The following is a 21906-nucleotide window of genomic DNA, read 5'->3' as shown; positions in this document are numbered from 1 at the left end:
CCTACGGCAGTCGCCAGTCGCCCCCATCGGGGTCCACCCCCGCGCCCAGCACCTCACCCCCCGCACCTTCGTAACCTGCACCTTCGCCTCGCCCCTCACGGCACACACCGCACGACGCACCCCCCGCGCCCGCACCCGCCGGCCGCCGGTTTCCCGTCTGTCCTGGAAATGCGAAAGAAGCAGCCCATGGCCTCATCGACGTCCAGTGTCATCACCTTGAAGATCAACGGCGAGAAGTACACACTGCCCGTCGACCACCGCACCACCCTGCTCGACGCCCTGCGCGAGCGCCTCGACCTCACCGGCACCAAGAAGGGCTGCGACCAAGGGCAGTGCGGGGCCTGCACCGTCCTGGTGGACGGGCGCCGCTCCGTCGCCTGCCTGCAACTGGCCGTGGCGAGCGAGGGCCGGGAGATCACCACCATCGAGGGCGTGGCCGACGGTGATCAGCTCCATCCCGTGCAACAGGCCTTCCTCGACCTGGACGGCTACCAGTGCGGCTACTGCACGCCGGGCCAGATCTGCTCGGCGATCGGGATGATCGAGGAGCACGCGGCGGGCTGGCCGAGCGCCGTCACCGAGGACGTCCGCCCCGAAGCGGGGCCACCACCCCTGACCGCGGAGGAGATCCGGGAGCGGATGAGCGGGAACCTGTGCCGTTGCGCCGCGTACGTCTCGATCGTCGACGCGGTGGCCCGCGCGGCCGGGGCCCGCTCGGACGAGGGACGCGTGCAGCCCGTGACGAGCGCCGAGGAGGTCGTGGCATGAGGGAGTTCGACTATCAGCGGGCGCACGACGTCGCCGGGGCCGTCGCCCTGCTCGGCGCCGATCCGGACACCCGCTACCTCGGTGGCGGCACCAATCTCGTCGACCTGATGAAGACCGGTGTCGAGCGGCCCGCGCGGCTCGTCGACATCCGCGAACTCCCGCTGGACGAGATCGAGACCACGCCGGAGGGCGGTCTGCGCATCGGCGCCACCGTCACCAACGGCGACCTGGCCGCCCACCCCGAGGTCCGGCGCCGCTACCCGGCGCTCGCCCAGGCGGTGCTGGCCGGTGCGTCGGGCCAGCTGCGCAACATGGCCACGGTCGGCGGGAACCTGCTCCAGCGCACCCGCTGCGGCTACTTCACCGACGTCACCCAGCCCTGCAACAAGCGGGTGCCCGGCAGCGGCTGCCCCGCCATCGAGGGCGAGCACCACAACCACGCGATCCTGGGCGCTTCCGACCACTGCGTGGCCATACACCCCTCCGACATGGGCGTGGCCCTGACCGCCTTCGACGCCGTGGTCCGGTTCGAGACGGCGGACGGGCCCGGACAGGTGCCGCTCGCCGACTTCTACCTGCCCGTCGGCGACACCCCGCACCGGGAGACCGCCCTGCCGCCGGGCGCGCTGATCACCGGCGTCACGCTGCCGCCCGCCCCGGTCGCCGCCCGCTCCCGCTACCGCAAGGTCCGCGAGCGCGCCTCCTACGCCTTCGCCATCGGCTCCCTCGCCGCCGCGCTCGACGTCCGTGACGGCGTCGTCCGGGACGTGCGCCTGGCACTCGGCGCCGTGGCCTCCCGTCCGTGGCGGGCCGTCGCGGCCGAGCGGGTCCTGACCGGCGCACCGGCCACCGCGGAGACCTACGCCGCCGCGGCGGACGCCGAGCTGGCGGCGGCACGGCCGCTGCCGCACAACGGATACAAGGTGGACCTCGTCCGCAACCTCGTGGTGGCCGTCCTGACCGAACTCGCCGAGGAGACCGCACGATGACCGCCGTCACGACCGGAACTTCCGCGCACGCGCCCTCCGTCGGCACCGGCCACACCCGTGTCGAGGGCAGGGACAAGGTCACCGGAGCGGCCCGCTACGCGGGCGAGGTGCCCTTCGCCGACCTCGCCCACGGCTGGCTGGTGCTGTCCACGGTCGCCCGTGGCCGCGTCCTCGCCCTGGACACCGAACCCGTCCTCGCCATGCCGGGCGTCCTGGCCGTGCTGGACCACCGCAACGCCCTGCGCCTGGAGACCGACTACACCGGTCTGATGGGCATGCGCCCCGACCCGACCTGCGCGGTCTTCCAGCACGACCGGGTCCCGCACCGGGGCTGGCCGGTGGCGCTGGTCGTCGCGGAGACGTCCGAGCAGGCGCGGGAGGCCGCCGAGGCCCTCGTCGTGCACTACGAACAGCAGCCGCACGACGTCGAGTTCGCCGGCGAGCACCCGGACGCGTACCCGCTGGACGGCCACATGCCGGCGGTGACGCAGAAGGGCGACCTCGACGCCGCGCTCGCCTCCTCGCCCATCGTCGTGGACGCCGAGTACACCACCCCCGAAGAGCACCACAACCCGATGGAGCCGCACGCGGCGACCGCCCGCTGGGACGGCGGACAGCTCGAGGTGATCGACTCCAACCAGGGCGTCACCTGGGTCGCCGGCGAACTCGCTAACCTCTTCTCGCTCGACCCGTCCTCCGTGCGGGTACGCTCCGAGCACGTCGGCGGCGGCTTCGGCAGCAAGGGCCTCCGCGCCCACCAGGTGGCCGCCGTCATGGCCGCGACCGTCCTGCAACGGCCCGTACGGGTCGTCCTGACCCGGCGTCAGATGTTCTCGCTGACCGGCTACCGCAGCCCCACCACCCAGCGCGTCCGGCTCGGCGCAGACACCGACGGACGCCTGCGCGCGCTGGAGCACAGCGCCGTCAGCGCCACCTCCACGGTGTACGAGTTCGTCGAACCGAGCGCCGGGGTGGCGCGGGTGATGTACGGCGCCGAGGCCCACCACACCGCCAACCGCCTGGTACGGCTCGACGTGCCGACCCCGACGTTCATGCGCGCCCCGGGCGAGGCACCCGGATCGTTCGCGCTGGAGGCGGCGCTCGACGAACTCGCCGAGAAGTGCGGGATCGACCCGGTCGAGCTGCGGCTGCGCAACGAACCGGACAAGGGCCCGGTGTCAGGTCTGCCGTTCGCCGGCCGCAATCTGGCCGCCTGCTTCCGCGAGGGCGCCCGCCGATTCGGCTGGGCGGACCGGGACCCGCGTCCCGGGGTGCGCCGGGAGGGCCGCTGGCTGCTCGGCACCGGTACGGCGGCGGCCTCGTTCCCGGCGGGCGCCGCGCCGTCCACCGCCGCCGCGACCGCGCACCCGGACGGCACCTTCACCGTGCGGATCTCCGCGGCCGACATCGGCACCGGGGCCCGTACCGCGCTCACCCTGGTCGCCGCGGACGCCCTCCAGGTGCCGCCGGAACGGATCCAGGTGCGCATCGGGGACAGCGCCTTCGGCCCCGCGATGATCGCCGGCGGTTCCATGGGCACCCGCTCCTGGTCCTGGGCGGTCCGGGCCGCGGCCGGTGAACTGCGCGAGCGGCTGGCCCTCGGCGCCGACATCCCGCCGGAGGGCGTCACCGTACGCTCGAACACCGCCGAAGCCGTCGCGGCCCTGCCGCCCGCCGAACGCCACTCCTTCGGCGCGCAGTTCGCCGAGGTCGCCGTGGACGTCGGCACCGGGGAGGTGCGGGTGCGGCGCATGCTCGGCATCTTCGCGGCGGGCCGGATCGTCAACCCGCTCACCGCCCGCAACCAGCTGCGGGGCGGCATGATCTGGGGCATCTCGATGGCCCTGCACGAGGAGGCCGTCCGGGACCGCGCCTCGGGCGGCCATGTCGGCGCCGACCTCGCGGGCTACCACGTGGCCACCCACGCCGACGTGCCCCGCGTCGAGGCGGACTGGATCGACGACACGGACCCGGACGACCCGGTCGGCATCAAGGGCATCGGAGAGGTCGGCATCGTCGGCGCCGCCGCGGCCATCGCCAACGCGGTCTGGCACGCGACCGGCGTACGCCACCGCGCCCTGCCCATCCGGCCCGACCGGGTCCTGTCGGCCGCCGCGGGAGCGCCGGATGCTTGACCTGGCCGAGGAGCTGCGCCGCTGGGCGGAGGAGGGCCGGGAGTTCGCCGTCGCCTCCGTGGTGGCGGTCGGCGGCAGCGCGCCGCGCGGCCCCGGCGCGGCCCTGGCCGTCGACAGCGCGGGCACGGCCATCGGCTCGGTCTCCGGCGGCTGCGTGGAGGGCGCGGTCTACGACCTGTGCGTCGAGGCGCTGCGGACCGGCCGGAGCGTGCGCGAACGGTTCGGGTACAGCGACGAGGACGCCTTCGCCGTGGGACTGACCTGCGGCGGGACGATCGACGTGCTGGTCACGCCGGTGCGCGGCGAGGCGCCCGTCCGGACCGTCCTGCGGTCGGCGCTGTCTGCCGCCGCGCAGGGCGAACCGGCGGCCCTCGCCCGGGTCGCCCGGGGCCCCGCCGAACTCCTCGGCCGGGCCCTGCTGGTCCGGCCCGACGGCACGTCCGAGGGCGGTCTCGGCGGCCACCCGAAGCTGGACCGGGTGGCGGCGGCCGAGGCCCGCGCCCTGCTGGAGGCGGGCCGCACCGGCACGGTGGAGCTTTCAGCGGAGGGTTCGCACTGCCCCGGCGGCCTGATGCTGCTGGTGGAGTCGAACGTGCCGCCCCCGCGCATGATCGTCTTCGGCGCGGTGGACTTCGCGGCGGCGCTGGCCCGGGCCGGCAAGTTCCTCGGCTACCACGTCACCGTCTGCGACGCCCGCCCGGTCTTCGCCACGCGGGACCGGTTCCCGGACGCCGACGAGGTCGTCGTCGACTGGCCGCACCGCTACCTGCGGAGCACCGCGACGGACGCCCGTACGGTGCTGTGCGTGCTCACCCACGACGCGAAGTTCGACGTGCCGCTGCTGAAGGTGGCCCTGCGGATGCCGGTCGCGTTCGTCGGGGCGATGGGCTCGCGCCGCACCCACGAGGACCGCAACCGGCGTCTGCGGGCGGAGGGCGTCACCGAACGGGAGCTGTCCCGGCTCCGCTCGCCGATCGGCCTCGACCTCGGCGCCCGCACACCGGAGGAGACCGCCCTGTCCATCACGGCGGAGATCGTCGCCGCACGGCGGGGCGGTACGGGAGTTCCGCTGACCGGCGGGAAGTCGCCGATCCATCGGGAGAACGAGAACGGGCACGGCGGCCGGGCGGCGGTCGCCTGACGGACCTCGCGGACGGCGCCCGGCCGGTCAGCGGTGCTTGACGCCCGGCCGGGCGCCGGGGGCGACGGTGGGTTCGGTGACGGGGGCGTCGCCGAGGGCCTGGTCGACGGCGGTCAGCACGTCGTCGGAGAGCTGCACGCCGGAGGCGGCGGCGTTGGCGTGGACCTGTTCGGGCCGGGAGGCGCCGGTGATCGCGGAGGCGACCTCGCTACGGCGCAGGACCCAGGCGAGTGCCAGAGTGGGCATGCTCATCCCGGCCTCCTCGGCGATCGGCACCAGGCGCTGGACCGCTTCCAGGGTGGCGTCGTTGTAGACGAGGTCCTTCGAAACGGCCATGTCGGCAGAGGCGAAGCGGCTGCCTTCCGGTACGGGCTGTCCGGGCTTGTACTTGCCGGTCAGGACGCCCTGGGCGAGCGGGGACCAGACGATCTGGGAGATGTCGTGGGCGGCGCACAGGCCGAAGAGCTCGGCTTCGGGTGCCTGCCAGAGCATGGAGTACTGGGGCTGGGAGGAGACGAACAGGCCGGGTCCGGCGATGTCGATCGCGGACTCGATCTGCTCGGGGGTCCACTCGCTGAAGCCGATGTAGCGGGCCTTGCCCTGCTCGACGACCTTCTGGAACGCCTCGACGGTGTCCTCGACCGGCACGGTCGGGTCGAAGCGGTGCGCCTGGTACAGGTCGACGTGGTCGGTCTTCAGGCGGGTGAGGGAGGCGTCGATCTGCTTGGCGATCTGCGCCGGGGACAGGCCCTGGTCGGCCGGGTCGTCCGACATCGGGAAGTAGACCTTGGTGGCCAGGACGTAGGAGTCGCGGGGGTGGGCGGAGAGGATCTCGCCCCAGGCCGTCTCGGCGGCTCCCCGGCCGTAGACGTTGGCGGTGTCGAAGAAGTTGATGCCGGCGTCGAACGCCGCCTCGGTGCAGGCGCGGGTCGCGTCCGCCTCGATGCCACCGGAGTAGGTGAGCCAGGACCCGAGGGAGATCTCCGAGACCTCCAGGTCCGAACTGCCGAGCTTGCGGTACCGCATGGTTGCTCCTTGGGCGGGTGTGGTGCGGACGGCCTGGTCCAGGATCACGTGGGCCGCGCCTCGCCGCGACCCCGGCTCCGGGTCGGACGGCGTCAGGACGGCCGCGGTCGCCGGAGTCCCTCGAGGAGCAGGGCGACCAGGCGGCGGGGGTCGTAGCGGGGGTCGTTGTCGGGGGCGACGCAGAGGTTGCCGATGCCGCGCATCAGTTCGTACGGCTGTGTGCCGGGCCGGATCTCGCCCGCCTCGGCCGCCGCGTCGAGCAGTTGCTCGGCGACGGGCAGCAGCCGGTCGAGGAAGTAGGTGTGGAGTGCGGCGAACCCGCTGCTGTCCGGTTGCGGTGTGTCGGCGAGGCCGTGCTTGGTGACCAGGAAGTCGACGAAGAGGTCGATCCACTGACGCAGCGCCGCGAGCGGCGAGCCGGCCTCGGCCAGCAGGCGCGGGCCCGCTTCGGCGCACTCCTCGACCTGGTGGCGGAAGACGGCGACGACGAGGTCGGCCCGGGTCGGGAAGTGCCGGTAGATCGTCCCCGTCCCGACGCCCGCCCTGGCCGCGATCTCGCGGATCGGCGCGTCGACGCCGGAGGTCACGAACACCTCGGCGGCCGCGGCCAGCAGCTTCTGCTGGTTGCGCACCGCGTCGGCCCGCTTGCCCGGGGCGGGCGCCCGTCCCGTCCCGCGTGAAGTGGACACCGCTCTCTCCTTCCCTCTCGCCGCTAAGCGGAGCGATGTTCCGCATGCGCTTGTGAAGCGGAACGACGTTCCGTATCGTAGCCGCCAGCTAACCGGAACGACGTTCCGTTTCATCTCGGCCATGTTCGAATCCAGGGAAGGCCGCACCATGAGCACACCGCACTCCCCCGCCACCGTCACCCCGCCGCGCCCCGTCCTCTCGTACAGCCCGGTGGTACTGCCCGTTCCCGGGCGCCCCGTGGACCTCCAGGTGCGCGTCACCGCACCGGCGACCGGGACCGACCTGCCCGTCGTCCTGCTCTCCCACGGGCACGGCAACTCCAACCACCTGTCCTCCCTGGACGGTTACGCCCCGCTCGCCCACCGCTGGGCCGCCTCCGGCTTCGTCGTCGTCCAGCCCACCCACCTCAGCTCCAGGACGCTCGGGCACGTGCTCGCCGACGCGCCCGGAGCGCCCTTCTTCTGGCGTTCCCGCGCCGAGGACATGACCCACGTCCTCGACCGGCTCGACGTGATCGAGAACGCCGTACCGCGGCTCGCCGGGCGCCTGGACCGCGACAGCGTCGCCGTGGCCGGGCACTCGCTCGGCGGCTTCACCGCGAGCCTGCTGCTGGGCGCCCGGCTCACCGACCCCGACGACGGTCGCGAGGTGCGCCTCTTCGAGCCCCGGATCAAGCAGGGCGTCCTGCTGGCCGCCCCCGGCCGGGGCGGTGACGTCCTGAACGGCTTCATGGCCGAGCGGGTGCCGGTCTTCCGCACCCTCGACTTCTCCACCATGACCACGCCCGCGCTGGTCGTCGCCGGGGACAAGGACGACTCGCGGCACTTCACGGACATGGGGCCCGCCTGGCACGCCGACCCGTACCACCTCGCACCGGCCCCCAAGACCCTGCTCACCCTCTTCGACGCGGAGCACGGCCTCGGCGGGATCGCCGGGTACGACGCCGCCGAGACGACGGACGAGCACCCCGGACGGGTCGCCGCGCTCGCCCGGCTCACCGCCGCCTACCTGCGCAGCGCGCTCAGCCCCGGCGACAGCGCGTGGCGCGACGCCCAGGACGCCCTGACCACCGGCCCGGACGCGTTCGGACGGGTGGAACCCAAGTAGCCGCAGCCCCCCTCCGATTGCTTGCGTTTGCGCGTATACCGCGCCTGCAACTATTGTCGACGACCGAAAGGCGTGTGCGCATGGATCGCCACGCCTGGAAAGTACAACGGTCGCCCGCGCACTACGCGACGAGGGGGTACCCAGACGGGACGCCCTCGCACGCGGCGAGCGGCGCACTTCCGGAAGGACGGCACTGCCATGAACCCGATCCCGAACGTGACGCTGAACAACGGCATCGAGATGCCGCAGCTCGGCTTCGGTGTCTTCCAGGTCCCCGACGACGAGACCACCGCGGCGGTCACCACCGCGCTCCAGGCCGGGTACCGCAGCATCGACACGGCCGCGATCTACGGCAATGAGCGTGGCGTCGGCCGGGCCATCGCGGAGTCCGGCATCGCGCGCGAGGAACTGTTCGTCACCACCAAGCTGTGGAACGAGGACCAGGGCTACGACGCGACCCTCGCGGCCTTCGACGCCTCCCTCGACAAGCTCGGCCTCGACTACGTCGACCTCTACCTCGTCCACTGGCCCGCTCCGGCCCGCGACCTGTACCTCGACACCTGGCGGGCCTTCGAGAAGATCCTCGGGGAGGGCCGCACCCGCGCCATCGGCGTCTCCAACTTCCAGGTGTCCCACCTGGAGCGGCTGCTGGAGAACACCGGCGTCGCGCCCGTGGTCAACCAGGTCGAGCTGCATCCCGGCCTCCAGCAGGAGGAACTGCGCGCCTTCCACGAGCGGCACGGCATCGCCACGGAGGCGTGGAGCCCGCTCGCGCAGGGCGCGGTCCTCGACGACCCGGCGGTGGCGGACCTCGCCGGGAAGTACGGGGTGAGCCCCGCGCAGGTCGTACTGCGCTGGCACCTCCAGATCGGCAACATCGTGATCCCCAAGTCGGTGACGCCCGAGCGCATCCGGCAGAACCTGGACGTCTTCGGCTTCGAGCTGACCGACGAGGACCTGCGGAGCCTGGCCGCTTCGGACCGGGGCCTGCGGACCGGTCCTGACCCCGACACGTTCAACTGAGCGCCGTACCGCCCCGCCCCCAACCGAGGAGGTTTCCCGTGCACATCGATCTGACCGGCCGGACCGCGTTGGTCACCGGCTCCACCCAGGGCATCGGCCAGGCCATCGCCGTCGGCCTCGCCCGCGCCGGCGCGCGGGTGGTCGTCAACGGCCGTCGCAGTGAGACCGTCGACAAAGCCGTGCAGGAGGTCCGCGCCGAGGCCGACGGGGCGGACGTCATGGGCGCGGCCGGCGACCTGGCGACCGCGGAGGGCGCCCGTGCCGTGCTCGACGCCGTGCCCGAGGTCGACATCCTCGTCAACAACCTCGGGATCTTCGGCGCCGCCCCGCCGCTGGAGATCGAGGACGCCGAGTGGGTCCGCTACTTCGAGGTCAACGTCCTCTCCGCGGTCCGGTTGATCCGCGCCTGCCTGCCCGGCATGCGGGAACGGGGCTGGGGCCGCGTCGTGAACATCGCGAGCGACTCCGCCGTGGTGATCCCGGCGGAGATGATCCACTACGGCATGACGAAGACGTCCCTGCTGGCGGTCAGCCGCGGTTTCGCCAAGGAAGCCGCCGGCAGCGGTGTCACCGTCAACTCCGTGATCGCCGGGCCGACGCACACCGGCGGTGTCGAGGAGTTCGTCCGGGAACTCGTCGGGGACGAGCCGAGCTGGGACGAGGCGCAGCGCGAGTTCATGGTCAAGTACCGGCCCCAGTCCCTGATCCAGCGGCTCATCGAGCCCGAGGAGATCGCCAACATGGTCGTCTACCTCAGCTCGCCCCACGCCTCCGCCACCACGGGAGGCGCCCTCCGGGTCGACGGCGGCTACGTGGACTCCATCCTGCCCTGACGTCGACATGTGATCTGCCTCACAAACTGTCAACGCCTGCGCTTCTCCGGTGTCTTGAGTACGAGGCCGGCGAGAAGAGAGGCGAGACATGGGTGATCATGCCGACGATCCGGCGACCGAGACGTTCGTCGAGTACCGGAACCTGTTGTTCACGGTCGCCTACGAGATGCTCGGCTCGGCCGCCGACGCAGAGGACGTCCTCCAGGAGACCTGGCTGCGCTGGGTCGAGGTCGACCTGGCGCGGGTGAGCGACCGGCGCGCCTACCTGGTCCGGATCACGACCCGGCAGGCGCTCAACCGGCTGCGCGCGCTGAAGCGCCGCAGGGAGGCGTACGTCGGCCAGTGGCTGCCCGAGCCGGTGCTCACCGCGCCGGACGTGGCCGAGGACGTCGAGCTGGCCGAGAGCGTGTCGATGGCGATGATGCTCGTCCTCGACCGGCTCTCGCCCACCGAGCGGGCGGTGTTCGTCCTGCGCGAGGTGTTCGACGTCGGCTACTCCGAGATCGCCGAGGCCCTCGGCAAGAGCACCGGCGCCGTCCAGCAGATCGCCCACCGCGCCCGCCGGCACGTCGAGTCGGGCCGCCCTCGTACGGTGGTGTCGCCGGGCGCCACCCGGGCGGCCCTGGAGTCGTTCCGGCGCGCGCTGGAAACCGGGAACCCGCAGGACCTCCTCGACGTGCTCGCCCCGCAGATCGTCCTCGTGAGCGACGGCGGCGGCCTCAAGCGGGCCGCGCTACGGCCGATCGTCGGCGCCGAGAACGTGTTCCGCTTCTACTTCGGCGGCTCCCACGGGAACAGGGGCACGGTCACCTGCGAACCCACCGTGGTCAACGGCGGCCCCGCACTCGTCGTACGCCTCGACGGCGAGCTCGACGGCGTCATGGCCGTCCGCGTCGAGGACGCCCGCATCACCGGCCTCTACTACGTCCGCAACCCGGAGAAGCTCACCCGCATCGCGTCCGAGACGACGCTCACCCTGCGCTGAGCGCGCCGGGCCCACCACCGGGACACCGCCTGTCCGCACAGCACGCACACGAGGGGGACCCACCATGACCGCACGGACGACGGCGGAACACCGCGGCAGCCAAGCGCTCCGCGGCCCCGCCCTCCTGAAGGCCTCGATCGCCCTGCAGACCCTGGCCCTGTTCTTCCAGGCGGCCACCGCCGGGCTGCTGCTGTCCTCCTCCTACGGCGAGACGCTGCACAGCGCCGGTGCCCGCGTGATGTACGGGGCGTCGATGCTGTACGTGCTCGCCGCGGTCCTGGCGTGGCGGCCGGGCGGCGGATCGCCCCGGCCCGTCCTGCACGCCTCCGGCTTCCTCGTCCTCGCCTCGGCGCAGGTCGTCCTGGGCATCGCGCACGTCCCGTCGCTCCATGTCCCCCTGGGCGTCCTCATGTTCGGCCTCAGCACGCTCGCGCTGGGCCAGGCGCTCACCGCCCGCCTGCCGGTGCGCTCCGGCCGCGTGTCGTAACCTCCGGCGGCTGCCGACGGTGCACGACCGGCGCGGCCGGGCCGTGCGCCGCGGCCGCACTCACGGAATTTCCTGTTCCGCCCAGATGACCTTCCCCTCGGGTGTGTACCGGGCTCCCCAGCGGTGGGCCAGCTGGGCCACCAGGAACAGCCCCCGGCCGCCCTCGTCCGTGCTGCGGGCGTGCCGCAGCCGTGGGGCCGTGCTGCTGCCGTCGGCGACCTCGCAGGTCAGGCGGGCGTCACGGAGCAGACGCAGACGGATGGGTGAGGTGGCGTAGCGGATCGCGTTGGTGACCAGTTCGCTGACGATCAGTTCCGTCGTCATGGCCAGGTCCCCGAAGCCCCACGCCTCCGCCTGGCGGGCGGCGCGGGCCCGGACGTCGGCCACGGCGGCCGGGTCGGGCGCGACGTCCCACGAGGCGACGTGGTCGGGCCGTACCGCGTGCGTGCGGGCCAGGAGCAGGGCGATGTCGTCGGACTGGGGGCCCGGGACGAGGCGCTGGACGGTGGTCCGGCACAGGGTCTCCAGGTCGGTGCCGGGCCGGGCCAGGGCCTCGCCGAGCCGGGTCATGCCGAGCTCCATGTCGCGGTCGGCCGCCTCGATGAGGCCGTCGGTGTAGAGGCCGAAGAGGCTGTCCGGGGGCAGTTCGATCTCGCCGGTCTCGAATCCGATCCCGCCCAGCCCGAGCGGCGGACCGGCGGGCGGGGTGGGGAAGTCGACGTGTCCGTCCGGTGTGACGAGGACGGGCGGCGGATGGCCGGCCCGGGCCATCGCGCACCGCCGCGTGACGGGGTCGTAGACGGCGTACAGGCAGGTCGCCCCGAGGAACGCGCTCGCGCTGTCGTCGGCCTCGTCGGTGGTCTTCTCCTCGCTGAGCCGGAGCACGAGATCGTCGAGATGGGCCAGCAGGTCGTCGGGCGGCATCTCCATGTCGGCGAGGGTCTGTACGGCGGTGCGCAGCCGGCCCATGGCCGCCGCCGCGGTGATGCCGTGGCCGACCACGTCTCCGACCACGAGGCCCACGCGGGCACCGGACAGCGGGATCACGTCGAACCAGTCGCCGCCGACCCCGCCCGCCGGGTCGGCGGGCAGATAGAGCGAGGCCGCGTCCAGCGCGGTGCCGCCGCTCAGGGCGTGGGGCAGCAGACTGCGCTGGAGCGTGACGGCCGCCGTGTGCTCCCGGGTGTAGCGGCGGGCGTTGTCGACGCACAGCGCGGCCCGCGCCACCAGTTCCTGGGCCACCAGGACGTCGTCGGGCTGGAACGAGACGGGGTTGACCGAGCGTACGAAGGTGGTGAGGCCGAGGACCGTGTTCCGGGCCCGCATCGGCACGGAGATGAGGGAGTGCAGTCCGAACCGCCGGATGCTGCCGACCCGGTCCGGCTGTTCCGCGATCCACAGTTCGTCGGCCGGGTCGAGCACCGGGACGAGCGTGGGCTCGCCCCTGATGAGCATGCCCGGGTCGCGCGGCGGAGGGAGGAAGTCCACCCGGTCCCCGATCCGTGCCACCGCCTCCGGGCAGCCCTCCCGCACCGAGCTCATCGCGGCGCGGCGCATCACCGGCCGCGCCGACGCCGGTCCCGCGTCGGGCAGCCACGCCCCGTGTCCCGCCGTGCTGAGGACGGGCTCCAGGAGGTCGACGACGACGAAGTCCGCGAGGCGGGGCACCGCGAAGTCGGCCAGCTCCTGGGCCGTGCGCAGCACGTCCAGCGTCCTGCCGATGCTGGTGCCGGCCTCGTTGACCAGCGACAGCAACTGGCGGGCGTTCCACCGCTCGGTGACGTCCAGGACCATGTAACAGACGCCGGTGACCGACTCGTCCGCGTCCACCAGGGGGAAGAAGGAGGTGGAGTAGGCGTGCTGGCGGTGGGGGTCGGACCAGCTCCATCCCACGTACTCGTAGTCGGTGACCGGGACCCCGGTCTCCAGGACCTTCCGCATCAGCCCTTCGAGGGTGTCCGTCTGCAGCCCGGGCAGCAGCTCGCTCAGCCGGCGCCCCAGCCGCTGTTCCCGGGGCACGCCGCCCAGGCGTTCCAGGGTGTCGTTCAGCCACACGTAACGCAGTTGCCGGTCCACGACCGCCATGCCGACCGGCGAGCGGGTCAAGAACCCGTCGAGGACCGACTCGCCCACGCTCCACCGCTGGCGCCGCTCGCGCGCCGAGAGCAGGAAGCACTCGTCGCCGCGGATGCGGAAGACGGCGGACACCCGGAGGTCGACCTCGATCCGGCGGCCGTCGCGGCGCCGTACGGGGATGAGGCCGCTCCATCCCATGCCGGCCCGGCACCGTTCGGCGATGCCGACGATGCGCACCGGGTCCGCCGGCAGGGCCGCCAGGCGCGCGGCGGACCGGCCGACGGCCTCCGCCGCCGAGTAGCCGAGCAGGTCCTCTGCGCCCCGGGTCCAGCCGAGCACGATGCCGCGGCCGGAGAGCACGACGGCCGCGTCGGTGGACGCGTCGAAGAGGTCGCGCGCGCCGCCGGGCGTGGGCGGATCGGAGCCGTTTCGCACAGGATCCATGGGTTCCGTCCTTTTACATGACTATGGTCCTGCTTGTCCGGCCGATGCGCACGGCTCCGGGAGCGGGGCGGGCCCCGAACGGTGGCCGGGGCTCCACAGGGCTGTGTCGCCGCCGCACGGGACCGGAGGGAGCATGGAAGGAACCGGGACTGCCGGGGACCGGGGCCTGGGCCGGGCGCCGCCGGCCGGTACAGGAGGCTCAGGGATGACAGCCCAATCCTTCCCGCCCGACGACGATCCGTACGACGCCGATCCGCCCCGGCGGACCAGCCTGCTGGACGTGCTCAGCGTGGCCGCGCTGGTCCTCGACACCGACGGGCGCATCGTGTTCTGGACCCCGCAGGCCGAGGACCTGTTCGGCTACTCCGCGGACGAGGCACTCGGCAGACCGGCGGCCCGCCTGATCGTCCACCCCGAGCACCTGCAAGCGGTCGTCAAGCTGTTCGCGGAGGTCATGGAGACGGGCCGGAGCTGGGCCGGCGCGTTCCCCGTCCGGCACAAGGACGGCAGCATGCGCGTGATGGAGTTCCGCAACATGCGGCTGCTCGACGACCTCGGGGACGTCTACGCCCTCGGCCTCGCCGCCGACCACAGCCTGCTCCAGCGCGTGGAGACCGATCTCGCGCTGTGCGAGCGGCTGATCAACCAGTCCCCGATCGGTCTCGCCCTCCTGGACCCCGACCTGCGGTACCTGCTGGTCAACCCGGCGCTGGAGCGGATCGACGGCATCCCCGCCGAGGACCACCTCGGCCGCCGGCTGCGGGAGACCCTGCCCTTCCCCGACGTCGACACCGTCGAGTCCGCGCTGCGTCAGGTGCTGACCACCGGCACCCCGCTGCTCGACCAGTACCACGTGGGCCGGCCGCGCTCCGACCCCGAGCACGAGCACGCCTGGTCCTTGTCCTTCTACCGCCTGGAGGACCCCGGCGGGCGGGTGCTCGGCGCGGCCACGTCGGTCGTCGACGTCACCGAACGGCACCGCGCGGCGGCCGAGGCGGACCGGGCCCGGCGCCGGCTGGCCCTGATCGCCCACGCCTCCACCCGCGTGGGCACGAGCCTGGAGGTGGAGCAGACCGCCGCCGAGCTGGCCGAGATCGCCAGCAGCGAACTCGCCGACGTGGTCGCCGTGGACGTACTCGACGCCGCTCTGGCCTGCCGCCGCGTGCGCGAACCGGCTGGCGGCCCGGAGCTGTTCCGCGCCCTCGCCCTGAAGGCGGCCCACCCCACCGTGGCGCTGCGCGCGGCCGACGCCCCCGGTGACCTCGCCTCCTACGACGGGGACCGCCTGGTCACGCTGTGCGTGCACACCGGCAGGCCCGTCCTGGTGCGGCACGTCCGCGAACGCGATCTGCGGCGGATCGCCCGGGACGCCGAGGCCGCCGCGCTGCTGGCGCGCTCCGGTGTCCACTCGTACCTGGCCGTGCCGCTGATCGCCCACGGCGAGGTGCTGGGCGCCCTCGACCTGAAGCGCACCCGCAATCCGGCCCCGTTCGACGAGGACGACGTCGTCCTGGCCGGCGAACTGGCGAGCCGCGCCGCCATCGCCATCGACAACGCCCGCTGGTTCCAGAGCGTGCGCAACACCGCCCTGACCCTCCAGCGCAGCCTGCTCCCCGACCATCCGCCGCACCACACCGGCCTGGAGCTGGCCTCCCGCTACCAGCCGGCGCAGGCCACCAGCGAGGTGGGCGGCGACTGGTACGACGTCATCCCCCTCACCGGCGACAAGACCGCGCTGGTCGTCGGGGACGTCATGGGCAACGGCATCGACGCCGCCGCCACGATGGGCCGGCTGCGCACCGCCACCTGCGCCTACGCGGACCTGGACCTGGACCCCGGCGAGGTGCTCCAGCACCTGGACAAGATCACCTGCGATCTGGAGCACTACATCGTGACGTGTCTCTACGCCGTGTTCGACCCGCACACCAGACAGTGCCGCATGGCCAACGCGGGACACATGCCGCCCGCGCTGGCCCGCGCCGGCGAGCCCCCGGCGCTGCTCGACCTGCCCTCCGGTGCCCCGCTCGGTGTCGGCGGCATCCGGTTCGAGACCGCCACGGCCGAACTGGGGCCCGGGGACCTGCTCGTGCTCTACACCGACGGCCTCGTCGAGACCCGGCAGCACTCGATCGACGACCGGTTGAACACCCTGCTCGGCTTCCTCGACGCACCCGAACGCCCCCTGGAGGAAACCTGCGACCTCCTGCTCTACGGCCTGCGACACCCCGACGACCACGACGACGTGGCCCTACTCGTGGCCCGGGCCCTGTAGTTGCCGCATCTTCCGTGACTGGGCCGGCGGCACGCTCGGCGTTTCGGCCACGAGCCGGTACGGGCCCGGTCCTTGGGCGACAAGGGTCGGTGCATCCCGCACACTCCGGCACGCGCGCAATCCCGGGGACCGGAGCCCGACCGAAACACATGTGTTCGAAATCCGGGCCCGGTCGTTGACCCTGACGAGCCGACCGCACGACCTTCAGGGAGACCACGCTGACACCGGCCCGCACAGAGAATCAGCAGACGCGCGACGCCCCCGCGCCGACGAGCCGCACCCCTGAACCCTGACCGCCGACGAACTCGCCATGGGAGCCACCGTGCTGGACATCGAACGCCGAACACTCCTCGCCTGGGACGCCTACGGCACCCATCATCAGACCCGCGGCACCGAGATCCCCGAGGTCGACCGGCTGGCCTGGGGGTACTGGCCCACCGCCGGCCCGGGCGAAGAAGTCCTCGGCGAACTCACCGGCCGCCGCGTCCTGGACCTCGGCTCGGGGATCGGCAAGTACCCCGCGCACCTCGCACGCAACGGCGCCCGCGTCGATGCCGTCGAGAGCGCCCGCGCCCAGCACGAGCGCGCGGTCGCCCGCTACGGCGGTCAGGCGGGCCTCCGACTGATCCACGCTGACGCGGCGGAGTACCTGAAGGGGGCGGAGCCGTACGACGTCGTCTACTCCGTCCACGGCGTCCCGTACATCGACCCGCACCGCCTCCTGCCCGCCCTGGCGAGCGCGCTGACACCAGGTGGCCGGCTCGTCTTCTCCGCCCTGCACACCACTTCCGCCGGCGACGGCCCGTCCACCTCCGTCACCGCACGGCCCGAGAGGCTCCTCCTCGCAGGAGGCGGCTCCCTGACCGTGCAGATGTGGGTACTCACCCCCACCCTCTGGGAAGACCTCCTCGTCGACCACGGCCTCCTCGTGGACCGGATCGACATCCTCGCGGCCCCTGACGACGACACACCTCTGGCCTGCACGCTCGTCCAGGCCCACCGCCCTGAATCCCGGCCCGCCCCCGGAACGATTGGGACATGTCGAGCCGAGACACGATCCAGTACGCCCCCGACGCCGGTCTGCTCACCGGCTTCGTGATGTTCGGGGCGACGCTGTACCTGCCGCCGTACCTGTACCTGCTGTGGACCAAGGACACGTCACCTCCCGGGTCGTCTCCGGTGTCTTCATGGCCGTCGGCCGATTGGTCGGGCCGGGGATCCCGGGAGGTGTGGGCCACGACGGGGTGGTCCACCGGCGCCGTCAGCCGGCCGCCGGGCCGGAGCCCTGACCGGAGGTGGTGCCGTACGGGACGCGCACGTGTCAGGTCCCGGGGTGGACCGGCGGAAGCGCGGGGGTGCGCAGCAGGGTCAACGTCGTGTCGAGCGCCGCCTCCAGGTGTCCGATGGCGCCGGTCGCCATGAGGATGGTCACGCCGCCCTGCACCGCGGCCACGAGTGCGGCGGCCAGCCGGTCGGCGTCCAGCCCGCGGTCGACCTCGCCGCTGTCCTGCATGCGCTGGATGCCGGTGCGCAGCGCCGCCTGCCACTGCCTGACCAACTGGGCCGTGAGTGCCTGTGCGGCCGGAGTGGTGTGGCCCAGTTCGAGGATCAGCGTGCCGAGCGGGCAGTTGACGCCCTGCTGTTCGTACCGCCGTACGACCGCGTCACGCCAGTCCTGCCAGGCCGACCACGTGGTCAGGTCGCTGAGGTGCGGTTCCTGGTCCTCCAGGACGCGTTCGGCCTCGCGGGCGGCCACCGCCAGCAGCAGTTCCTCCCTCCCGTCGGGGAAGTAGTGGAAGATCTGGCTCTTGCTGGTCGCGGTGCGGGCCCGGATGTCGTCGAGCGTCGTCCCGGCGACGCCCCGCTCGCGGATCTCCTCGGCCGCGCCCTCCACGATGCGGCGCCGGGTGGCCATGCCCTTGGGGGTCAGCCGCTGCGCGGTCCCTCCACTCGTGCTCACGTGCCCTCCTCCACCCCACTCTCTGGACTTGCCGGTCCATTTTATGCGAGAGGGCACGCGTCCTCCTCTCCGAGTCGCCACGCTCCCAACGCTCCCGTACAGTGCGCGAGTTGACGTGACGGAGGGACGGGCGGGGACGTGGGACCCAGGGCAGTGACGCACGAGCGGTTGGCAGGTGCGGCGCGGGCCGCGCTGGGCGGTGGGCGACGGCTGGAGGCGGTCGAGCGGCTCGCGGGCGGCAGCAAGAAGGGCGTGTACCGGCTGGTGATGGACGACGCGTCGACGGCGGTCGCGTATGTGTGGGACGACGGCGAGAACTACTGGCCGGCGGCCCCGGGCGACGACGACCTCACCGACCCGTTCTCGCCCGGTCTCGGGCTGGACCTGTTCGAGGCCGCGCACGCGCGGCTGGACGCGCTCGGCGTCCGTGTCCCGGCGATCCGTCTGACCGAGCGGGCCGGCGTGCACGGCCCGTCCGATCTCGCGGTCGTGGAGGACGTCCGGGAGGAGAACCTCCAGCACCTCATGGCGCGCGACCCCCGCGCCGCCGCCCCGGTCCTGGACCGGCTCGGGGAGGCGCTGGAGGCGATGCGGCGTCACCGGGCGCCCGGTTACGGCAAAGTGGCCGTGGTCGACGGCGGGGGGACGTCTCGCGGGACGTCGTGCGAGGGGGTCGTCCTCGCCCGCGCGCTGCGGGACCTCGCGGAGGCCGCCTCGCGTGATCCGCGGATCGACGCGGCCCGCGTCCGGCTGGAGGAGCGGCTGCGGGACCTGGCGGGCGCGGTGCGGCCCCGCGAGCGGTACGCGGTCGTGCACGGCGAGCTGGGACCCGACCACGTGCTGGTCGACGCGGACGGCCACCCCGTGGTGATCGACATCGAGGGCACGATGTACTTCGACGTCGAATGGGAGCACGTCTTCCTGCGGATCCGCCTGGGCGACGCGTACGGGCCGCTGGCGGTGGCCGGCCTGGACGGGGACCGGCTCGCGCTCTACCTGCTGGCGCAGCGGCTCTCGCTGACGGCGGGGCCGCTGCGGCTGCTCGACGGGGACTTTCCCGACCGGGCGACGATGGCGGGCATCGCCGAGCACAACCTGCGAGCGGCGCTCGACCTCTGCTGACCCCTCCGCTCCACGGCAGCCGGCGCGACGGTGGCCGGTGCCCCCGTCACCCTGGTCAGCGGCGAGAGCCCGGTGACGGCGCCGGCGATGACGAGGAGCCGGTCCGCATCGCCTGCTCCTCCCCCCTCGCGTCCGACGTGCCAAGCAACGCGGCACCGAGGCTGGTGGCCACCTTGGCTGCGGCGAAGACCTCGCCGCCATCACCCGGGCGACATGGTCCCGAGCGCGACGGGCGGGGGTGGCGGTCAGGTCGCCCGGGGCCAGGTGCGCAGCAGGGCGGCGATCCCCGCCGCGGTGCACAGGGGGTCCCGCAGCAGGTCGCGCAGGGCCACGGCGTCGTCGTGGGTGGGCTTGACCGGGATGCCGGAGGCTTCCAGGTACATCACGCCCGTCGCCGCGGCGACGGCCATGTTGGAGCGCTCCAGCCAGCGGCAGCGGCCCAGGATGTGCACCAGGGCTGCGGCCCGTGCGAAGGGGCCGTCGTAGACGGGTTGTTCCAGCAGCTCGGCACGGTGGCAGGCGACGGCGGACACCGGCACGCCGTAGTCCTCGGGGGCCGGGTCCCGCGCGCCGGCCAGTTCCGCGACGTCGAGGATCCAGGGGACGTCGATGTACAGCTCCATCACGCGGCGTGCACGCCCGGGGTGCCCCGGTCGGCGTCCTCGGCCGCGTCGAAGACGGCCTGGTGCTCGTCGAGGAAGCGCCGGGCGGCGTCCATGCCGCGCTGCCGCAGTCCGCCGGTGTCGTCCCGGACCAGGGCGGCGATGTAGTCGCCGACGCTCAGGCCCCGGTCCCTGGCCCGGGCCCGGGCCAGTTCCGCGATCTCCTCGTCGACGCGCGCGCCGAGCTGTGTCTTGGCCATCCCCTGACGGTAACAGCTGTTACCACGACGGGGGTAGCTTTTCCGGGACCCGGGGGCGTACGAACGCACGCCCGACGGGGGACCACTGCACCGCCGTCGGCCCCGGAGGCGTGACGGCTTGCGCTCGCCGCCTTCCGGCCGGTTCGATGATCACCGTGACGGGGATCGGTGGGCGAGTGGTGCGGTACGGGCGGCGGCGCGGTGCGTGAGGGGGAACGGCGACCGGCGCGGTGGCGGCGTCGCGCGGTGTTCGCGGGTGTGGCCGCCGTGGTGGCCGGCGCGGCGGCCTGGCGTGCGGTCGCCGCGCACAACACCCAGCCCTGGTTCGCCGACGTCCCGTCCCGGTCCGCGCTCCTCGGCACCTGGAGGGCGGAGGGCGACGGGGGCGGGCAGGTGGAGTTCGCCGCCGACGGCCGTTTCTCGGCGACCGGCCTTCCGGTCGGCACGTCGTCGGGCACGGGGCTCACGGATACGGGGCGGTGGTCGCTCGACGCCCGTGGCAGGTCGGTGACCCTCCGGCCGGACCATCCCCCGCCGGACCCGGCCCCGGACCGGCCGGACCATCCCCCGCCGGACCCGGCCCCGGACCCGGGCCTGACGGTCGTCCGTGCCGCCGGCCATCTGCGCCTGTGCGTCCCGTCCGATTCACCGGGGGTGCTGTGCGACGTCCTGCTGCGGCCCGCCGAGCCGTCACGGTGACGCGAGCGGCAGGGAGCGGTCCCCGCCGGCCGTCGTAGATCGTCACACCGTACGGCGACGGCGACGGCCCGCGAACGCCTTGTCGTCCCGGGCGTCTCGGTAGTGGTGGAGCAGCTCTTCCATTTAGGAGCATATGCTCGTAGTGTGGCCGCGAGGCCGAGGCCAGAGCCCGTCGTGACGTCCCGGGCCGGCCCGCCCTCCCCCGACCACCGCCCCCAAGGCCCCCCACGAAGGAGGCACTCATGTCGCATCCGCCCCTGTCCGCGTCCGGCGGCTCTGCCGCGCTGGCGGCTCGTCCGCTCCGTGACGCCGCCGTCGCCGGCACCGCCGTCGTCCTCGCCCTGCTGGCGCTGTACGCCGTCTTCCTGGACCAGGGACAACTGCTGTCCCCCGTCCTGGGAAAGCTCGCCACGAGCGCGAACTACCTGCACGAGTTCGCCCACGACGGCCGGCACCTGCTCGGCGCCCCCTGCCACTGACGAGGTACCGCACCATGAGTTCCGTCATGAGACCGCTGGGCCGTGGCGCGGCAGCGGGAACCGTGGCCGGTCTGCTCAGCGGAGGATTCTCCTGGCTCCTCGTCGAGCCGCTGATGGACCGCGCCGTGCGCCGGGAGTCGGCCCATGAGGTCACCGAGCCTTCGCACCACGCCGGTCATCACGCGGAGGTCTTCTCCCGGGCCACCCAGCATCTCGGCCTGTTGGTGGCGACCACCGTCACCGGCCTCGCCCTGGGCCTGCTCTTCGCGGTCGTCCACCTGCTGCTGCACCGGCGCGCCCCCGGCACCGAGGCCTGGCGGCGGGCACTGCGGCTGGCCGCGGCCGGATTCACCGGCGTGTGGCTGTTGCCGTTCGTGCGCTACCCGTCGAACCCGCCCGGTGTCGGCGACCCCGGCACGGTCGGCCTGCGCACCCAGGCCTGGCTCGGGGCGATCGCCATCAGCCTGATCGGTGTGGCCCTGGCCTGGGCCCTGCACGACCACCTGACCCGCCGCGGCCACGGCGCACCGGCCCGGCAGCTCTGCGTCGCGGGAGTCCTCGGCGCGGCGACGGCGGCCCTGTTCACCCTGCCGGACAATCCCGATGCCCTCGACGTCCCGGCCGGGCCGCTGTGGGACTTCAGGCTCTGGTCGGTCGCCACCGCACTGTTGCTCTGGGCGGCACTGGGCGCGACATACGGCCTGCTGGGCGAGTGGAGCGCCCGCCGCCCCCCACGGACGGCACCGCGCGGCGGATTCGTACGAACCCGCACCTCGCAGATCGAGCCGCCCGCCCGAGCCTGATCGAA

21 protein-coding genes are annotated in these 21906 nt (G+C 73.3%); 15 read left to right on the top strand and 6 right to left on the bottom strand.

The annotated features are described in order from the left end of the window. Positions 1-186: 186 nt before the first annotated feature. From OO52_RS37115 to OO52_RS37100, 4 genes are read left to right on the top strand one after another with little or no spacing between them, the layout of a single operon-like run. Complete coding sequence (locus tag OO52_RS37115; RefSeq protein WP_030652667.1) at positions 187-768, top strand: (2Fe-2S)-binding protein; 582 nt, start codon at positions 187-189, stop codon at positions 766-768. Next, positions 765-1757, top strand: coding sequence for an FAD binding domain-containing protein (locus tag OO52_RS37110; RefSeq protein ID WP_030652664.1), 993 nt, complete (start codon positions 765-767; stop codon positions 1755-1757). The genes OO52_RS37115 and OO52_RS37110 overlap by 4 nt, the downstream gene beginning before the upstream one ends. Continuing rightward, entirely contained in the window at positions 1754-3892 is a 2139-nt protein-coding gene (locus OO52_RS37105; protein ID WP_030652659.1) for a xanthine dehydrogenase family protein molybdopterin-binding subunit, read from the top strand. Before OO52_RS37110 ends, OO52_RS37105 begins: the two co-directional genes overlap by 4 nt. Next, positions 3885-5033 carry an XdhC family protein gene (locus OO52_RS37100; protein ID WP_030652656.1) on the top strand — a complete coding sequence of 383 codons (1149 nt, stop codon included), beginning with the start codon at positions 3885-3887 and terminating at the stop codon, positions 5031-5033. The genes OO52_RS37105 and OO52_RS37100 overlap by 8 nt, the downstream gene beginning before the upstream one ends. Before the next feature lie 27 nt (positions 5034-5060). Here OO52_RS37100 and OO52_RS37095 read toward each other — a convergent pair whose 3' ends face one another. Next, a complete protein-coding gene (locus OO52_RS37095; RefSeq protein WP_030652653.1) occupies positions 5061-6059 on the bottom strand; it encodes an aldo/keto reductase family protein in 999 nt (332 codons plus the stop codon). 92 nt (positions 6060-6151) lie between these two features. Next, the gene (locus OO52_RS37090; protein ID WP_030652651.1) at positions 6152-6748 is read right to left on the bottom strand and encodes a TetR/AcrR family transcriptional regulator; all 597 of its coding nucleotides are present in this window, start codon (positions 6746-6748) and stop codon (positions 6152-6154) included. Positions 6749-6896: 148 nt separating this feature from the next. Between OO52_RS37090 and OO52_RS37085 the strand changes: the two genes are divergently transcribed. The 5 genes from OO52_RS37085 to OO52_RS37065 all read left to right on the top strand — a co-directional run bounded on the left by OO52_RS37085 (position 6897) and on the right by OO52_RS37065 (position 11184). Continuing rightward, the gene (locus tag OO52_RS37085) at positions 6897-7856 is read left to right on the top strand and encodes an alpha/beta hydrolase family protein (RefSeq protein ID WP_030652648.1); all 960 of its coding nucleotides are present in this window, start codon (positions 6897-6899) and stop codon (positions 7854-7856) included. Positions 7857-8054: 198 nt separating this feature from the next. Continuing rightward, on the top strand, positions 8055-8879 hold the full coding sequence (locus OO52_RS37080; RefSeq protein WP_030652646.1) for an aldo/keto reductase: 825 nt from the start codon (positions 8055-8057) through the stop codon (positions 8877-8879). Between the two features lie 38 nt (positions 8880-8917). After that, positions 8918-9712, top strand: a complete 795-nt coding sequence (locus tag OO52_RS37075; protein WP_030652645.1) for an SDR family NAD(P)-dependent oxidoreductase — start codon at positions 8918-8920, stop codon at positions 9710-9712. A gap of 88 nt (positions 9713-9800) precedes the next feature. Next, positions 9801-10697 carry an RNA polymerase sigma-70 factor gene (locus OO52_RS37070; RefSeq protein WP_030652644.1) on the top strand — a complete coding sequence of 299 codons (897 nt, stop codon included), beginning with the start codon at positions 9801-9803 and terminating at the stop codon, positions 10695-10697. Between the two features lie 64 nt (positions 10698-10761). After that, on the top strand, positions 10762-11184 hold the full coding sequence (locus tag OO52_RS37065) for a hypothetical protein (protein WP_051818799.1): 423 nt from the start codon (positions 10762-10764) through the stop codon (positions 11182-11184). A gap of 60 nt (positions 11185-11244) precedes the next feature. Here the strand turns inward: OO52_RS37065 and OO52_RS37060 are convergent, their stop codons facing one another. After that, on the bottom strand, positions 11245-13704 hold the full coding sequence (locus tag OO52_RS37060) for a SpoIIE family protein phosphatase (RefSeq protein WP_030652641.1): 2460 nt from the start codon (positions 13702-13704) through the stop codon (positions 11245-11247). A 205-nt stretch (positions 13705-13909) separates the two neighbouring features. On the opposite strand from OO52_RS37060, the gene OO52_RS37055 reads away from it, so the two are divergent. Both OO52_RS37055 and OO52_RS37050 read left to right on the top strand, forming a co-directional pair. Beyond that, the gene (locus OO52_RS37055; protein ID WP_030652639.1) at positions 13910-15976 is read left to right on the top strand and encodes a SpoIIE family protein phosphatase; all 2067 of its coding nucleotides are present in this window, start codon (positions 13910-13912) and stop codon (positions 15974-15976) included. A 310-nt stretch (positions 15977-16286) separates the two neighbouring features. Continuing rightward, a complete protein-coding gene (locus OO52_RS37050; RefSeq protein ID WP_063738837.1) occupies positions 16287-17075 on the top strand; it encodes a class I SAM-dependent methyltransferase in 789 nt (262 codons plus the stop codon). A gap of 222 nt (positions 17076-17297) precedes the next feature. Here OO52_RS37050 and OO52_RS37045 read toward each other — a convergent pair whose 3' ends face one another. After that, positions 17298-17936: a TetR/AcrR family transcriptional regulator gene (locus OO52_RS37045; protein WP_030652634.1), complete on the bottom strand. Its 639-nt coding sequence runs from the start codon at positions 17934-17936 to the stop codon at positions 17298-17300. A gap of 153 nt (positions 17937-18089) precedes the next feature. On the opposite strand from OO52_RS37045, the gene OO52_RS37040 reads away from it, so the two are divergent. After that, the gene (locus OO52_RS37040; RefSeq protein ID WP_030652631.1) at positions 18090-19058 is read left to right on the top strand and encodes a phosphotransferase family protein; all 969 of its coding nucleotides are present in this window, start codon (positions 18090-18092) and stop codon (positions 19056-19058) included. Positions 19059-19303: 245 nt separating this feature from the next. On the opposite strand, the gene OO52_RS37035 is transcribed toward OO52_RS37040, so the two are convergent. Further along, positions 19304-19681 (bottom strand): hypothetical protein, encoded by a 378-nt coding sequence (locus OO52_RS37035; RefSeq protein ID WP_030652629.1) that lies wholly within the window; start codon positions 19679-19681, stop codon positions 19304-19306. Further along, positions 19681-19920 (bottom strand): hypothetical protein, encoded by a 240-nt coding sequence (locus OO52_RS37030; RefSeq protein ID WP_030652626.1) that lies wholly within the window; start codon positions 19918-19920, stop codon positions 19681-19683. The genes OO52_RS37035 and OO52_RS37030 overlap by 1 nt, the downstream gene beginning before the upstream one ends. Positions 19921-20166: 246 nt before the next feature. Between OO52_RS37030 and OO52_RS51775 the strand changes: the two genes are divergently transcribed. The 3 genes from OO52_RS51775 to OO52_RS37015 all read left to right on the top strand — a co-directional run bounded on the left by OO52_RS51775 (position 20167) and on the right by OO52_RS37015 (position 21901). After that, positions 20167-20619, top strand: coding sequence for a hypothetical protein (locus tag OO52_RS51775; protein WP_030652623.1), 453 nt, complete (start codon positions 20167-20169; stop codon positions 20617-20619). A 242-nt stretch (positions 20620-20861) separates the two neighbouring features. Beyond that, entirely contained in the window at positions 20862-21098 is a 237-nt protein-coding gene (locus OO52_RS37020; protein ID WP_078630015.1) for a CbtB domain-containing protein, read from the top strand. A gap of 14 nt (positions 21099-21112) precedes the next feature. After that, positions 21113-21901, top strand: coding sequence for a CbtA family protein (locus OO52_RS37015; RefSeq protein ID WP_078877285.1), 789 nt, complete (start codon positions 21113-21115; stop codon positions 21899-21901). Positions 21902-21906 lie beyond the last annotated feature (5 nt).

The sequence above is a fragment of the Streptomyces flaveolus genome (assembly GCF_000716535.1).
In the GTDB taxonomy this organism is placed as follows: domain Bacteria; phylum Actinomycetota; class Actinomycetes; order Streptomycetales; family Streptomycetaceae; genus Streptomyces; species Streptomyces flaveolus_A.
The sequence above is the reverse complement of the archived record's forward strand: the minus strand, read 5'-3'. Positions and strand labels throughout refer to the sequence as shown.